This window comes from Halorubrum sp. 48-1-W (genome assembly GCF_003287355.1).
Classification (GTDB): domain Archaea; phylum Halobacteriota; class Halobacteria; order Halobacteriales; family Haloferacaceae; genus Halorubrum.
In genome coordinates, this window is sequence record NZ_QMIM01000036.1 from 34,621 (window position 1) to 48,094 (window position 13,474).

A 13,474-nucleotide genomic window follows, 5' to 3' on the forward strand; every position below is an offset into this window, starting at 1 on the left:
CACGGACCGGGGCGCGCGAACCGGAGCGAGGCGGGAACTCAGACGTGTCAGAGTGGGCGACGCGGGTCACGTGGGGCTGTCGCGAGACCGATCGATTCACGGGAAAGGATGACCTCGACACGCACACCTCGGAGTGTATTCATAGCGATCAAAAATATTCTCCGAGCGTCTCGACTGCCTGATCGAGCGGGGCATCGTAACCGAGCGCAATTACGCCGATAGAGCCGTGTACTTCGACGCCCGCGTCGGAAGCTGCCTCCCGGGCGGCGAGGTCGTCGGTTAGGAGAACGATGCCCCGTTCTTCAGCGACCGCAATCGCGGCGCGTTCTCCGGCGTCCAGTTCTTCGGCTCCGACTTGGCTTTCATCGGCTTCGACGAGTTCGTACGAGAGGTCGGCCAATCCGTCGGGAACACCACCGACTTCGACCTCCTGGTAAACTATCTCTGGAACGAGGAATGTGTCAAACGCCGCGAGCAGTTCGATCGAATCGATTTCGGCGAGGTGAATGAGCGGTCCTGCGTCCGAGACGGCCGCAAGCGTCACGCGTTCAAACCCCAGTCCACGTCTTCCTCGACGACCTCACGCTCTCGCTCCGCTCGCTCGACTTTCGTCCGACCAACACGTTCGATTGCTTTCTCGCGGGCGAGTTCGCCGTCGAGGTACCGAGCGAGAACGAGATCCTCCCACAGGTCTTCGAGACCGCGTTCGAGTGCCTGTTCGAATACTTCGGACTCCGGAAGGCCGCGGGCTTCAGCGAGTTCTCGAACCCGATCAGAGATTTCGGCGGCCATATCGGATGATTACTCGGCAACGTTCTTAAATCCGTGTCCGCCTAATCGGTGAGGACCTGACCGGGACCTATGTCTACCGTGGCCATAACCAGATTCCCTCAGAGTCGCCCTCTACCGTCAAAAATAGCGGCCTCGGCACTCATAGGGCTCGTCGTCGCCGGGTGCCGAGTCCGGCTCGGAGCGGTGGATCGTCATCGGCCACGCGGTGCTACGTCTCGGTTCGGATAAAAGCCGCCGGTCGCGGTCACTCCTCGACGTGGAGCGACCCCGCGTACCCGTTCCACTCGTCGGTCCCGTTCGGGATCCGCCGGGTGTCGGTCGGGTCGAACGTCACTGCCGAACGCGCGACCGCCTCGGCCGCCGTCGGTAGTTCCCGGTCTGTGCCGTCCGCCTCGTGATCCTCGTCCTCGAAAGGAACCGTGCCCGGCGATCCGGGCTCCGATCGCGGATCAGTCGTGTACTACGGATGCCACGCTCGACCCTACTCCGCTATCCTTCATAATTGTTCGTGTTAGTACGGATCGTTGCCGGCAGGACCGGACGGTCGTCGCGTCGCTCCGGAGATGCCGGCGAGTCGCGGGCATCAATAAAACTGGAGATCGGGATCGAGGGGACCGCTCCGCCCGGTTCGACCGTCCACTGCTCCGACTCGAGGGGGCGACGCGTCCGATCACTCCTCGGACTCGGGGGCCGGTTCGGCGGCCTCCGTCGGCTCGGCCGACCCGGCGTCCTCGTCCGCGCCCTCCTCGGAGCGGGCGGCGACCAGCGCGCCGCTCGCGACGCTGTACATCGGCTCGGCGGGCGAGCGGACGTCGCTTATCGAGAACGGGATGTTCGCGTCCGCGAGGTGGTCGGCGAAGAGGTCCTCGAAGCCGTTCGGGCTCGAAGTACCGCCGGTGACGACGACGGGCACGTCGAGGCCCTCCTCGACGTCCTCCTCGTCGACCTCGCGGGTGATGTTCTCGATCACGTAATCCAGCAGGTTCTCGTAGTAAATCGCGAGCGCGCCCTCGACGCCGCCGACGTCGGTCCGGAAGTCGAGCTCGAAGTCGTCCTCCTTGATGCTCGTGACCTTGTCGACCGGCGTCCCCGTCGCCTGGGCGGTCTGCTCGTCGACCCAGTCGCCCCCGCGGGCGATGGAGAACTTCATCACGGGCACGGCGTAGTACGCCAGGCAGACGTTCGTCATCCCCGCGCCGAAGCTGATCCCGAGCCCGGTGAAGTTGTTGTCCGCGAGCTCGGAGTAGATGACGGACATCCCCTCGTTGATCGGCTCGGGGTCGTACCCCATGTCGCCGAGCATCGATTCGAGCGTCTTCTCGTGGTACAGCGTCGTGAGCGGCGAGTCGATCGGGTCCGCCGGACTGGAGTAGAACAGCCGCTCGTTCGGACGGGAGGGCTCGCCGACCACCTGCTCGGTGATGAGCTTGATCATCGGGATCGCCGAGGACTCGTCGCTCGATAAGATCCCGTGTTGCATCGGCCGGCGCGTCTCCTTGTTGAAGATGTTCGCGAAGTTGAGCGCGTCGTCCCCGACGACGTACACCTTGTCGTCCTTGCGGATGTGGAGGACCTCGCTTCGGGAGAGCATCTGCTCGGCCATGTCGCTGTACTCGATCTCGACGAACGAGTTGCGTTGCTGTACGAACACCGTCTCGGAGCCTTCCTGTCGACCCGAGAGGATGTTCATCGTACCGACGTCCAGGCCTTTAGCCATGATCGGGCTATCCATGGCTCACGTCATAAACGTTGGTGAGACACGGAAACGGGTCGAACCCTTCGAGGTGGCTCCCGTGTCACCGATGATCCGCCCGATCCCACGTCGACACCCCGCCCGATCCCACGTCGACACCCCGCCCGATCCCACCGCGACACCCCGCCCGATCCCGCGCCGTTTATGTCTCGCGCGCCGGTGGACGGAAACGAGTTGCACGACACGTTACGCGGGGGACTGGAGCTGACGCGGCCGGCGAACTGCGTCGCTGCCGGGGTGTTGACGGCCACGGGCGCGTTCGTCGCCGGGGTTGGGGGTTCCGCCGTCCCGGCAGTGGTGGCGGTCGTGACCACCGCGCTCGCGGTCGCCGCCGGCAACGCGATAAACGACTACTTCGACCGCGACATCGACGCGATCAACCGCCCCGACCGCCCGATCCCGCGCGGGGCGGTCTCCCCCCGCGGCGCGCTCGGCTTCTCGGCGGCGCTCTTCGGCCTCGCGATCGGGTTCGCCGTCCTCCTCCCGCTCGTCGCGCTCGCCATCGCCGCGGTCAACCTCGTCGCGCTCGTCACCTACACGACGGTGTTCAAGGGGACGCCCGGGCTCGGGAACGCGCTCGTCTCCTACCTCGTCGGCTCGACGTTCCTCTTCGGGGGGGCGGCCGTCGGGAGCCTCGAGGCCCCGCTCGTGTTGGGCGCGCTGGCGGCGCTCTCGACGTTCACCCGCGAGGTGATAAAGGACGTCGAGGACCTCGCGGGCGACCGCGAGGAGGGACTCCGGACGCTCCCCGTCGCGATCGGCGCGCGTCGGTCGCTGTGGGTCGGGGTCGCGACCCTCGCGGTCGCGGTCGGCGTCAGCCCGCTCCCGTACCTGCTGGGGACGTTCGGGGCGGCCTACCTCGTCCTCGTCGCGGTCGCGGACGCGGTCATGCTGTACGCCGCCTACGAGGCCTTCGCCGACCCGGCCACTGCGCAGGGTCACTTCAAGTACGGGACGTTCCTCGCAACGGCCGCGTTCGTCGTCGGGCGGGGCGTGCTGGTGGTGTAGGCGGTCGGGCGCGGGAGGAGACGACGAACGGGCCGGCGGCTCACGGATCTCGAAAAACGACGAGGTGGGCTCGACGGCGGGCGGTCAGGTGACGGTCACGCGACGTTGAATCCCTTATCGCGGAGGAAGTCCTCCACGCGACCCGAGTGGTTGCCCTGTAGCTCGATAGCGCCGTCCTCGACGGTGCCGCCGCAGGCGAACTTCGATTTCAAATCCGAGGACAGCGAACTCATGTCCACGTCCTTCGGGTCGAACCCTTCGATGACCGTTACCTCCTTACCGTACCTGCGCTCGTCGATGCGGATGCTGATCTGCTGGGACTCCTTCGCGACGTCCTCGCAGACGCAGAGTTCCTGGGGCAGCCCGCACGTCGAGCAGACTTCCGACATTACAGTTCGAGAGTACAGGATGCCCGTATTAAATAGTGTCGGCACCCGCCCCGATCCGGCCGGACCGCGGACGCTTCCTGCGGGAAGGGCGTCCGAGCGACCGGCCCGCGTCGATCCGAGCGACCGGCCCGCGTCGATCCGAGCGACCGGCCCGCGTCGATCCGAGCGACCGGATCACGTCCGCTCGAACAGCCCGCCGACGAGGGGCGTCGACTCCAGAGCGATCCGCCGCACCGTCCGCCTCACTGCGTCCGCTTCCTCGCTGGTCACGTCCCCGGCGTAGGCCGCCCGTTCGTAGACGTCACCGACCGCGTGGACCCGGTCGTCGACCCCGTGCGCCCTGAGCCCGTCGAGGTACGCCCGCGGTGTCTCGCCCGCGCGACGCGCCCGGTACCGCCGGGAGAGGATCCGCTCGAGGTCCGCGAACGCGCGCTCCGCGTCGGCGCGTGGCGTCCGCGAGCGACCCGGCACCCGGAGCCGTGCCGCGTGGTACGCCCGGTCGGTCACGCCGACGTGACGCGCGCCCGCGGTCGCGACGATCACCACGAACAGCCAGTAACCGAGGACCTCCCACGATGGGAGCGAGGGTCCGCCCCCGTCCGACGCGGTCGTCGTCGCCGGTGTGTCCGGTCTGAGTTCCTCGGGAACCGATTCGTTCGCGGTCGAGTTCGAGCCGTTCAAGTCCACGTCCGACCCGTTCGAGTCGGACTCGCTCCCGTTGGTGTCGCCGTCGAGCTCCGGGGTCGTGGTCGGCTCCTCCTCGACGCCCGGTGAGATGTCGAACTCGGACTGCTCGGTGTCGACGCCCTCGACGCCGTCCGAACGGGCCTCGGCCAGCCGGATGTCGCGGGCCATGTCGCGCTCGGCGCTCGGGGTCGGGTCGAACTCGACCCAACCGTGCTCGGGGAAGTACACCATCACCCACGCGTGTGCGTTCTGCCCCCGGACGACGTACTCGTCGTCCGCGACCTGCTGGCCGCTGGTGTAGCCGGTCGCGAGCTGTGCCGGAACGCCCTGCGAGCGCAACATCGCGACCATCGTCGTCGCGAAGTACGTACAGTAGCCGGCCGTCATCTCGAAGAGGAACGCGTCGGCGATGTCGCCGTCGGGTCGGTCTATCGTCAGCGAGTAGTCGTACTCCTCGATCAGGTACGACTCGATCGTGGCCGCCTGGTCGTAGGGGTTCTCGGCGTCCTCCTCCGCGAGGATCTCCGCGGTGCGTTCTCCCACCCGGTCGGGTGTACTCTCGGGAAGCTGGGTGTACCGCTCCTCGACCGCCGGGTCGTAGTCGGTGCTCGCGTTCCGGAGCTCCGAGGGCGAGGCGTCGACGACTCGGCTCTCGACGACGACCTGATCGCCGGGACGGACCGACGAACTCGGCTGGATCGTCCCGCGCTCGTCGACCTGTGCCGCGTCCCCGACGACGCCGCCGACGTCGACGGCCTGCCAGGGCGCGGGGAGCGTCTCCATCTCGGTCTCGGCCGTGAGCGTCGATTCGACCGCCCTCGTGTCCCCCGGCGGTCCCGAGAGCGGGCCGTCGAGCGGGCGTTCCTCGCCGGATCTGACCCATCCGTCGCCGGTGTAGGTGTCGTAGGCGCCGGCGTGCCAGTTGCGCTCGACGGGGCTTTCCATCGTGAACCGCACCTCCGGGGAGAGTCGGGTCGTCCCCACGATCTCGATCTCGTCGCCGCCGACGACGGCGGACTCGATCCCGGGTGCGCCGCGGTCGACCCCCCACGGCTGGGCCGCGCCCGCCGGCAACACGGTCACGGTCGCGCTCGCGAGCACCATGACGGCGAGAACGGCGGCGAGGGTCCCGCCGTGGCTCCGGATCCCGCCGGGGACCGACACGGTCGAGAGCCCGACCGCCACCGCGGCACCGATCACGCCGGCCAGCGTCACCGCGTCGCCCGCGTCCCCGGTGAGCACGAAGAACCCGAGGGTCCCGCCGGCGACCGTGACGGCGGAGACGTGTCGACCCCGTCCAGCGAGGTACGCCACGAGGAACGTCGGGACGGGCACGACCACGAGCACCCACACGTCGACCGACACGAGCCGGAGCACGGAGAGCCCGGTCAGAAGCGAGACCACGTCGATGACGATCGCCCCGACCGACCCGAGCGCGACCCGGCTCCCCGGGATCGTGAGGTAGTACGCGAAGAGCCCGGCGAGGAAGAGCGCGACCGCCAACCGGACCGCCGTCCGTGGTGGAACGACCCGTGCGAGCGCCGCCCCGCAGACGGCGGCGACGGCCACCACGACGACCAGACGGGCGGTTCCGCCGACGATGTCGGTGATCGCCGTGAACGCCCGCAGGTACGCGAGGGTCGTGACCGCCACGCCGATCACTGCCGGTTCGGTGAATCCGGAGGGAACGACGCCCAACAGACTCGAATCTCGGCTATCGTCCGACCGGCCGACGGCCGAAGAGCCCGTCACCGGCGATTCACCCCGTGCCCGGTCGCCGTTTCCGGCTCCTTCCGCCCCGTCACGTCCGTTGCCCCTCCATCGCCCTCTGTCACGGCTCCCGAGCCGCCGTCGGTGACGGCCTCCGAGCCGCCGTCGGTGACGGTCACCGAGCCGCCATCGGTGGCGGCACCGACGCCCGTCGCGACCGGCCGATCCCGGTCGACGCCGGCGTCCGCGGCCGGAATCCCGGATCGTCCCGTCGTCACCGTTTCGAGTTCGGAGAGCCTGACGGTTCGACCCTCGGCGTCGATCCGCGCGTCGTTCCGCTCCGCGACGACCGAGACGTCGGCGTCGTCCGGGTCCTCGATCGGCCCGGGACCGGTGCGGGCGGCGAGTTCGAGGAGCGCACGTCGCCCGCGCGGTCCCGGTTCGGCGGCGACCTCGCCGGCCGGGAGGCGAACGTCGACCGGGATCCCGTCGTCGAGCAGCGAGCACCCGAGGCTGGCGACCGCGCTCGCGAGGACGTCGGCCGCGTCGTCGTCGGCCGAGTAGCGCGTTCCGCCGGCTACCGACACCCGTCGGCGGTCGGTCTCGGCCGCGAACTCCTTGACCACGAGCTCGTCGTGTTTCGCCGTCGCCGGCCAGTGGACGTCACGGAGCGAGTCGCCGCGGGCGTACTCCCGGAGCCGGTCGAACTCTTCGCGCTGGCGGCTGGCCCCGAGAGCCTCGTCGGCGTACAACCCGCGTCGGAACCACGCGGGGATCGCGTACAACCGTGGGTACGCGACGACCCGATCGCGTACGTCGACGGTCAGCCGACGGCGAAAGAGCCCGAGCACGTCGGTCGCCGTCACCTCGACGGGCCCGAGCCGTCGCTCGCCCCGTTCGACGTACCGGAGCCGATACGTCGCCGCCTCGTCGCCGACGGCGGTCCGGGTTCCCCCGCGCGCGTCGTACTCCGCCTCCAAGCCGTAGTCCAGGCGGTCGCGGACGTCCGCGACGAACCGCCGCTCGACCGGGGACCCGGGAGCGTCGCCGTGGAAGTCGATCCGGACCGCACGCGCCTCGCCGACGTGTCCACCCGTGATCCCGGAGCGGCGGGCGTTCGGCGGCTCCAGTCGGGAGACCTGGAGGTAGCCGGCAGCGAGCGCGACGACACCCGGGAGCACGACGGCGTTGAGCGACCGCCCCCCGACTGCGACGGTCATGACCGCGCCGACGAGACAGACCCCGAGGACGACCCGGCCGCGACGGGTGAGCGAGGCGTCGAACATGCGCTCACTCCACCGGGACGTTGTCGAGCGCCTCCGCTATGACGTCGGCTCCACCCGCTGCGCCGGCGTCCGTCCGGATCCGGTGGGCGAGCACCGTCTGGGCCTCGGCTTGGACGTCGTCGGGGATCACGTAGCCGCGGCCGTCGAGGACGGCCCTGACCTGTGCGGTCCGCAACAGCGCGAGGCTCCCGCGGGGGCTGACGCCGAGCGCCGTGTTTCGGCGCGTGTATTCGGCCAACCGGGCGACGTACGTCCTGACGGGTTCACGGACCACGACGTCCGCGACGGTCGCGCGGGCCCGCCGGACGTCCTCGAGCGTCGCCACCGGCTCGACCGACTCGATCGGGTGTTCGCCGACGGTCCGGTCGAGGATCGTCGCCTCGGCGTCGACGTCCGGGTAGCCGAGCCGGATCTTCTTCGTGAAGCGGTCGACCTCCGCGACCGGCAGTTCGTAGGTTCGACCCGGCTCCACGTCGTTCTGGGTCGCGATCACGCAGAACGGGTCCGGGAGGGCGCGGGTGACCCCGTCCGTCGTCACCTGTCGTTCCTCCATCGCCTCGAGCAGGGCCGACTGCGTCTTCGGCGGGGCGCGGTTGATCTCGTCGCCGAGCACGACGTTCGCGAACACCGGCCCGGGCCGGAAGTCGAACTCGTCGGTCCGCTGGTTGAAGACGTTCACGCCGGTGACGTCCGACGGGAGGAGGTCCGGCGTGAACTGAACCCGTTTGAACGAGGCGTCGACGGAGCGAGCGACCGCCTTCGCGAGGGTGGTCTTGCCGACGCCGGGGACGTCCTCGACGAGCAGGTGTCCGCGCGCGAGCACCGTGACGAGGACGTGCTCGACCGCGTCGCGTTTCCCGACGATCACCGACTCGACGTTCTCGACGAGCCGATCCACCAACTCGGCCGCAGCGTCGACGTCCAGCGCGGGGCGATCCGACAGGTTCGCGTTCGGAGCGATCGGGTCGTCGGCTCCGGACGTGTCGTCGACGCCAGAGGTGTCGTCGACGCCAGAGGTGTCATCGACGCCGGTCGCGTCGGGCGAGTCGTTCATCGCCCTCCAGAATCGCCCACGGTCACGACGACTCCCCTTTCCCGACCGCAATGATCTGTGTGAACACGACACATGATATATCTCGTACACGAGGGTAGGGACAGCAACGGGATATGCGTTCCGCCACCGGTGTTCCCCGTCCTCGCCCGGTCCGTTTCCGGTGCTACCGCTCCCGGACGTTCCGGCCGGTCGGGTCGCCGAACTCCTCCGCGCCGGTGACGGGATCGCGTTCGTACACCGGCTCGCCGCGAACAACGGTCAGCTCGGGGAACACGCCGCGGGAGCCCTCGAAAGGCGTCCACCCGCACTTCGAGTGGAGCGCGCCCGCCTCGATCTCCCGCGGGCTCGTGAGGTCGACAAGGACGAAGTCGGCGTCGGCATCCGCCGCGATCCGGCCCTTCCGGTCGAGCCCGAATATCGACGCCGGGTTGGCGGCGACCACGTCGCGGACGCGCTCGAGCGACAGCTCGCCGGTCCGGACCGACTCGAGGAGCAGGGGATACATCGTCTCGACGCCCGGAACCCCGCTCGGCGCGTCCGCGAGCCCGGTACGCTTCTCGTCGACCGTGTGGGGTGCGTGGTCCGTGGCGACGACGTCGACGTCGCCGTCGCGGAGGCGCTCGAACACGCCGGCCCGTCGCTCCTCCGAGCGGAGCGGCGGGTTCATCCGGCCGAACGTCCCGAGCCGACCGGCGTTCTCCCGCGACAGGAAGAGGTGGTGGGGGGTGACCTCGCAGGTGGCGGCCGCGCCCGCAACGGCTGACTCGGCGACCGCGTCGACCCCCTCCGGCGTCGAGGTGTGGGCGACGTGGATCCGTCCGCCAGCGTCGTCGGCGACCGCCAGGGCGCGCTCGACCGCCGCCGCCTCCGCCTCGGCGGTGCGGTACGCCGACCAGGCGTCCGCGTTCGCAGTGGTGCCGGCCCCCCCGAGATCGCCCGAGAGCGCCGACTCGTCGAACAGGGTCGCGTCCTCGGCGTGAACCGTCACCGGCACGTCGTGGGTTACAGCCGTCTCGACCGCCTCGGCGAACAGGTCGGCGTCGATCCCCATCTCGCCGGTGGAGTCCGCGAGGAACACCTCGCCGAGCGCGAACAGGGGCCGGTCGAACAGCGCCTCCGGCTCCCACTCGGGGGTGACGCCGCCGTTGATCCCGTAGTCGACGTGGGAGGTGACAGCGAGGTCGGCCTTCCTGTCGAAGGCGTCGCCGTCGACGGTCGGCGGCGAGGTGTTCGGCTGGTCGACCACGGTCGTCACGCCACCCGCGGCCGCACTCTTCGAGCCGGTCTCCCACGTCTCCTTGTGACTCCCGCCCGGTTCCCGAAAGTGGACGTGGACGTCGATCGCGCCGGGAAGCAGGTGTCTCCCGCGACCGTCGACGACGCGCTCGCCGGCGGTCGGGTCGAGCCCTTCCTCGACCGCGACGATCCTCCCGTCCCGAGTCCGAACGTCCCGGACCCGCCCGTCGGCCAGTTCCGCACCCGTGATGAGCATGCCTACGCGCTCGTGGCGCGCCGGTTAAATCGTAGTGGTCCCGGCCGGCCACAAAACGTTTGTTTCGAGCGGTAGCAGTTCGCCCATGGCCCTCCCCTCCCTCGTCGGCAGTGCCGTCGGCTGGCTCTGGACGCTCGTGCTGTTCGCGGTCCCCGGACTCGTCGCCGCGGTCCTCTGGACCCCGTTCCTGGCTGTGGCGCGATTCCGGGCACTGATACGCGCGCTACCGCCCCGCGGACGGGTCGGCCCCTCGTACGTCGGCGTCGCGCTCGCGCTCTCGGTCCCGTACCTCGCCGGCGTCCTGCTCACGGTCGCGCTCGTCGACAGCGCCGGGCCGGGCTGGAGTAACGGCTTCTTCACGACCGCGCTCGTCGCCAGCGGGGTCGTCGCGCTCGGTGGGCCGGTCGTCGCCGCGGTCGGACTGCCTCGGCTGGGCGTCGACTGGGACCCGACCGGCTACGGCGTCTCCACGTGGGCGTTGCTCGTCGCCGCCGGACTGTGGTACGCGGTCGTCGCCACGGTCCCGCTCCTCGCGCTCGCCGTCGTGCTCGCGCTCCCCGGCGGGTACTGACGGGAGGCTCGGATGATCGGTCGCTCCGTCGTCCGAACGTTGTGCGTCTCCTGCCGGACCGGTCAGGAGAGCTTCTTCAGCGCCTCGAAGAAGTCGGACTCCGGGCCTGCGATCCGCATCGGCGGCGAGGTCCGTTCGACGGTCACCTCGACCGGACCGGGGTGGTCGCAGGCGTTTCGACCGTCGGTGACGACCACGGCGCCGTCGGGGTCCGACACCGACACGGAGACCGTCGCGTCGACGTCGACCACGAGCGGAGGCATACCCTCCTCGGGGGCCATCTCGTTGACGATCAGGCCGGGGACGTCGGGGTGAACGAGCGGCCCCCGTTCGGAGAGGTTGTAGGCGGTGGAGCCGGTCGGCGTCGCCACGAGGACGCCGTCGGCGTGACCGCTCGCGTACGGCGAGCCGTCCACGCGAAGCTCGTAGTCGACGCCGCCGCCGGGTCCGCGGCGGTCGCCCTGAACGACCACCTCGTTGGCGGCGGGGACGGACTCCCAGTCGTCCGTCCGGGCGGCGAGCCGGGGGACCTCCCGGACGGCCATCGCACCCTCCCGGAACCCGTCGATCGCCGTGAGAACCGCCTCCTCCGCGATCTCGGGCGGGACGGCGTTGAGGAACCCGACTTCGCCGAGGTTGACCCCGAGGATCGGCGTGTCGCCCGCGTTGCGCGCGACGAACAGGAACGTCCCGTCGCCGCCGACCGCGACCGCCAGATCGCAGTCGACGAGCGCGTCGACCGGCCGTCCCTCGACGTCCAGGTCGCCCGCGGTCTCCTCGTCGATCCAGACGGCTGCCCCGCGGTCCCGTACGGCGTCGCGTATTCCCACTGCGACCGACGCAGCCTCCGGGTTCCCCTTCCGAGCCACGATGCCGACTTCCATGCCGGCGGATTTCGCCGGCCGGGCTAAAAGCGTGTGGACCTCGCCACAGCCGGAAAGCTTCAAGCCGGCGGCCCTCGTTGCCCGGTACATGGCGATCCCCGAGGGACGCCCCGAACCATGAGCGATGACGACGACTGGTTCGAGCGCGCGCTGCGGGAACTGGAGGAGGGATCGGACGGAGACGGCGAAACGGACGGAGACGACGAAACGGACGGAGACGACGCCGATAGAGAGCGCGTCGCCGACAGCGACGGCGATGACGAGGGGTACGTCGACGGCGACGGGAGCGGCGGCGACGACCGGACTGACGGCGAATGGACCGACGACGGTCCCGAACCCGAGGTGAGCCCGGACGAACCGGATGAAGGGACCGGATCCGACGGAGACGCCGACCCGTTCGGTGGCTATCGACGTCGGGACGAGGCGGTCGACGAGACCGGCCGCGAGGGCGAAACCGACGACGACGATGGGGACGGGAACGACGACCCGCTCGGCGGTGGTGGCGGCTCCTTCGGTCAGGGCGATCCGTTCGGTGGCGGCGGCGGGGGCGGCGATTCCTTCAGCGAGGGCGACCCGTTCGGTGGCGGCGGCGGCGGGGGCGGCGGTTCCTTCGGCGAGGGCGACCCGTTCGGCGGTGGATCCTTCGGCGAGGGCGACCCGTTCGGCGGCGGTGGCGAGACGACGGACGGGCCGACCGGATTCGACGAGGACACAGCCGAGGAGTTCGACTCCGACATCGATCGGACGGACATCGGGATCGAGGGGCTCGACGAGATGATCCTCGGGGGCGTGCCGAGCCAGTCGCTCCTGGCGGTCATCGGCGGGCCGGGAACCGGGAAGACGACGTTCTCGTTACAGTTCCTCAACGAGGCGCTGGCGTCCGACGAACGGGGCGTGTACATCACGCTCGAGCAGAGCCGGGAGTCGATCCTCGCCACCGCCGATGAGAAGGGCTGGTCGTTCCAGGAGCACGCCGAGGAGGGGCGGCTCGCGGTCGTCTCGCTCGACCCCATCGAGATGGCGAACTCGCTGGCGTCGATCCGCAACGACCTCACGCGGCTCATCGCGGACTTCGGCGCTGACAGGCTCGTGCTCGACTCCGTCTCGCTTCTCGAGATGATGTACGACCACCCCGCCAAGCGGCGCTCGGAGGTGTTCGGGTTCACCCGCCTGCTGAAGGAGGCGGGCGTGACGACGCTCCTCACCTCCGAGGCGAGCGACGAGACGCCGTACGCCTCGCGGTACGGCCTCGTCGAGTACCTGACCGACGGCGTGTTCGTCCTCCAGTACGTTCGCGGGTCGGATTTCCAGGAGACGCGCCTCGCAGTCGAGATCCAGAAGATCCGCAACGCGAACCACTCCCGGGAGACGAAGCCCTACGAGATCACGAACGAGGGGATGTCCGTCTACCGGCAGGCGAACATCTTCTGAAGCGGAGGTTCCGTCGAACCCCTGTTCTTCGATTGCGTTCTCCGCTGGAAGGATCGGTAGAATTTGACTGCTAGTAGTACGGTTGTTTCGATTGATATTGGTGTGAACAGAGGAGGATCGTTGCTGGCGAGGTGAACACCTCCAAAGCCCCAGCCGCGAGGCGGGCGCAGGCTCGTTGTGCTCCTCAGTCGCTCACTCTGTTCGCTCCCTGCGATGTCGCCGGCGCTTTGCGCCGGCTGCCCGTGGCGCTCTGCGCCACGCTGCTTACGTCACCTGCGCCCGCCTCGCGACTGCCCCTTTGAGTCCCACCCGCCCCGCACAGCCCCGCACCTCACGCCTCCCCAGCCTCGTCGGTGGTCCTCCGCTTCGCGTCGGACCACCGACTCCCTCGCGCGGGCTCCTCGCGGCCACCGGCCG

At 69.6% G+C, this 13,474-nt stretch carries 12 protein-coding genes; 3 read left to right on the forward strand and 9 right to left on the reverse strand.

Features of this window, described 5'->3' with window-relative positions:
• Window positions 1–148: 148 nt before the first annotated feature.
• From DQW50_RS15105 to DQW50_RS15115, 3 genes are all read right to left on the reverse strand, one after another.
• The gene (locus tag DQW50_RS15105) at window positions 149–544 is read right to left on the reverse strand and encodes a nucleic acid-binding protein (RefSeq protein ID WP_241964451.1); all 396 of its coding nucleotides are present in this window, start codon (window positions 542–544) and stop codon (window positions 149–151) included.
• Entirely contained in the window at window positions 541–792 is a 252-nt protein-coding gene (locus DQW50_RS15110; RefSeq protein ID WP_112080094.1) for a hypothetical protein, read from the reverse strand. The genes DQW50_RS15105 and DQW50_RS15110 overlap by 4 nt, the downstream gene beginning before the upstream one ends.
• A gap of 670 nt (window positions 793–1,462) precedes the next feature.
• Window positions 1,463–2,509: a cell division FtsA domain-containing protein gene (locus tag DQW50_RS15115; RefSeq protein ID WP_112080095.1), complete on the reverse strand. Its 1,047-nt coding sequence runs from the start codon at window positions 2,507–2,509 to the stop codon at window positions 1,463–1,465.
• Between the two features lie 210 nt (window positions 2,510–2,719).
• Between DQW50_RS15115 and DQW50_RS15120 the strand changes: the two genes are divergently transcribed.
• Window positions 2,720–3,553, forward strand: coding sequence for a geranylgeranylglycerol-phosphate geranylgeranyltransferase (locus tag DQW50_RS15120; RefSeq protein WP_112080105.1), 834 nt, complete (start codon window positions 2,720–2,722; stop codon window positions 3,551–3,553).
• Between the two features lie 95 nt (window positions 3,554–3,648).
• Here DQW50_RS15120 and yciH read toward each other — a convergent pair whose 3' ends face one another.
• The 5 genes from yciH to DQW50_RS15145 form a co-directional block, all read right to left on the reverse strand.
• A complete protein-coding gene (yciH, locus tag DQW50_RS15125; RefSeq protein ID WP_004046732.1) occupies window positions 3,649–3,942 on the reverse strand; it encodes a stress response translation initiation inhibitor YciH in 294 nt (97 codons plus the stop codon).
• A 174-nt stretch (window positions 3,943–4,116) separates the two neighbouring features.
• Window positions 4,117–6,381 carry a DUF3488 and DUF4129 domain-containing transglutaminase family protein gene (locus DQW50_RS15130; RefSeq protein WP_112080096.1) on the reverse strand — a complete coding sequence of 755 codons (2,265 nt, stop codon included), beginning with the start codon at window positions 6,379–6,381 and terminating at the stop codon, window positions 4,117–4,119.
• Window positions 6,378–7,625, reverse strand: a complete 1,248-nt coding sequence (locus DQW50_RS15135; protein ID WP_112080097.1) for a DUF58 domain-containing protein — start codon at window positions 7,623–7,625, stop codon at window positions 6,378–6,380. Before DQW50_RS15135 ends, DQW50_RS15130 begins: the two co-directional genes overlap by 4 nt.
• 4 nt (window positions 7,626–7,629) lie before the next feature.
• On the reverse strand, window positions 7,630–8,679 hold the full coding sequence (locus DQW50_RS15140) for a MoxR family ATPase (RefSeq protein ID WP_112080098.1): 1,050 nt from the start codon (window positions 8,677–8,679) through the stop codon (window positions 7,630–7,632).
• Window positions 8,680–8,842: 163 nt separating this feature from the next.
• Window positions 8,843–10,171: a dihydroorotase gene (locus DQW50_RS15145; protein WP_112080099.1), complete on the reverse strand. Its 1,329-nt coding sequence runs from the start codon at window positions 10,169–10,171 to the stop codon at window positions 8,843–8,845.
• Window positions 10,172–10,256: 85 nt separating this feature from the next.
• Here DQW50_RS15145 and DQW50_RS15150 point away from each other — a divergent pair, with 85 nt between their 5' ends.
• Window positions 10,257–10,742, forward strand: a complete 486-nt coding sequence (locus tag DQW50_RS15150) for a hypothetical protein (protein WP_241964452.1) — start codon at window positions 10,257–10,259, stop codon at window positions 10,740–10,742.
• Between the two features lie 62 nt (window positions 10,743–10,804).
• Here the strand turns inward: DQW50_RS15150 and DQW50_RS15155 are convergent, their stop codons facing one another.
• Entirely contained in the window at window positions 10,805–11,626 is an 822-nt protein-coding gene (locus tag DQW50_RS15155; protein WP_112080101.1) for an NAD(+)/NADH kinase, read from the reverse strand.
• 117 nt (window positions 11,627–11,743) lie between these two features.
• On the opposite strand from DQW50_RS15155, the gene DQW50_RS15160 reads away from it, so the two are divergent.
• On the forward strand, window positions 11,744–13,057 hold the full coding sequence (locus tag DQW50_RS15160) for a KaiC domain-containing protein (protein WP_112080102.1): 1,314 nt from the start codon (window positions 11,744–11,746) through the stop codon (window positions 13,055–13,057).
• Window positions 13,058–13,474: the final 417 nt, after the last annotated feature.

Bases quoted from the DNA above. Each gene is read 5' to 3' on its own strand.
- DQW50_RS15110 (WP_112080094.1), bottom strand. From the start codon at position 792: ATGGCCGCCGAAATCTCTGATCGGGTTCGAGAACTCGCTGAAGCCCGC.
- DQW50_RS15115 (WP_112080095.1), bottom strand. From the start codon at position 2,509: ATGGCTAAAGGCCTGGACGTCGGTACGATGAACATCCTCTCGGGTCGA.
- yciH (WP_004046732.1), bottom strand. From the start codon at position 3,942: ATGTCGGAAGTCTGCTCGACGTGCGGGCTGCCCCAGGAACTCTGCGTC.
- DQW50_RS15135 (WP_112080097.1), bottom strand. From the start codon at position 7,625: ATGTTCGACGCCTCGCTCACCCGTCGCGGCCGGGTCGTCCTCGGGGTC.
- DQW50_RS15140 (WP_112080098.1), bottom strand. From the start codon at position 8,679: ATGAACGACTCGCCCGACGCGACCGGCGTCGATGACACCTCTGGCGTC.
- DQW50_RS15145 (WP_112080099.1), bottom strand. From the start codon at position 10,171: ATGCTCATCACGGGTGCGGAACTGGCCGACGGGCGGGTCCGGGACGTT.
- DQW50_RS15150 (WP_241964452.1), top strand. From the start codon at position 10,257: ATGGCCCTCCCCTCCCTCGTCGGCAGTGCCGTCGGCTGGCTCTGGACG.
- DQW50_RS15155 (WP_112080101.1), bottom strand. From the start codon at position 11,626: ATGGAAGTCGGCATCGTGGCTCGGAAGGGGAACCCGGAGGCTGCGTCG.
- DQW50_RS15160 (WP_112080102.1), top strand. From the start codon at position 11,744: ATGAGCGATGACGACGACTGGTTCGAGCGCGCGCTGCGGGAACTGGAG.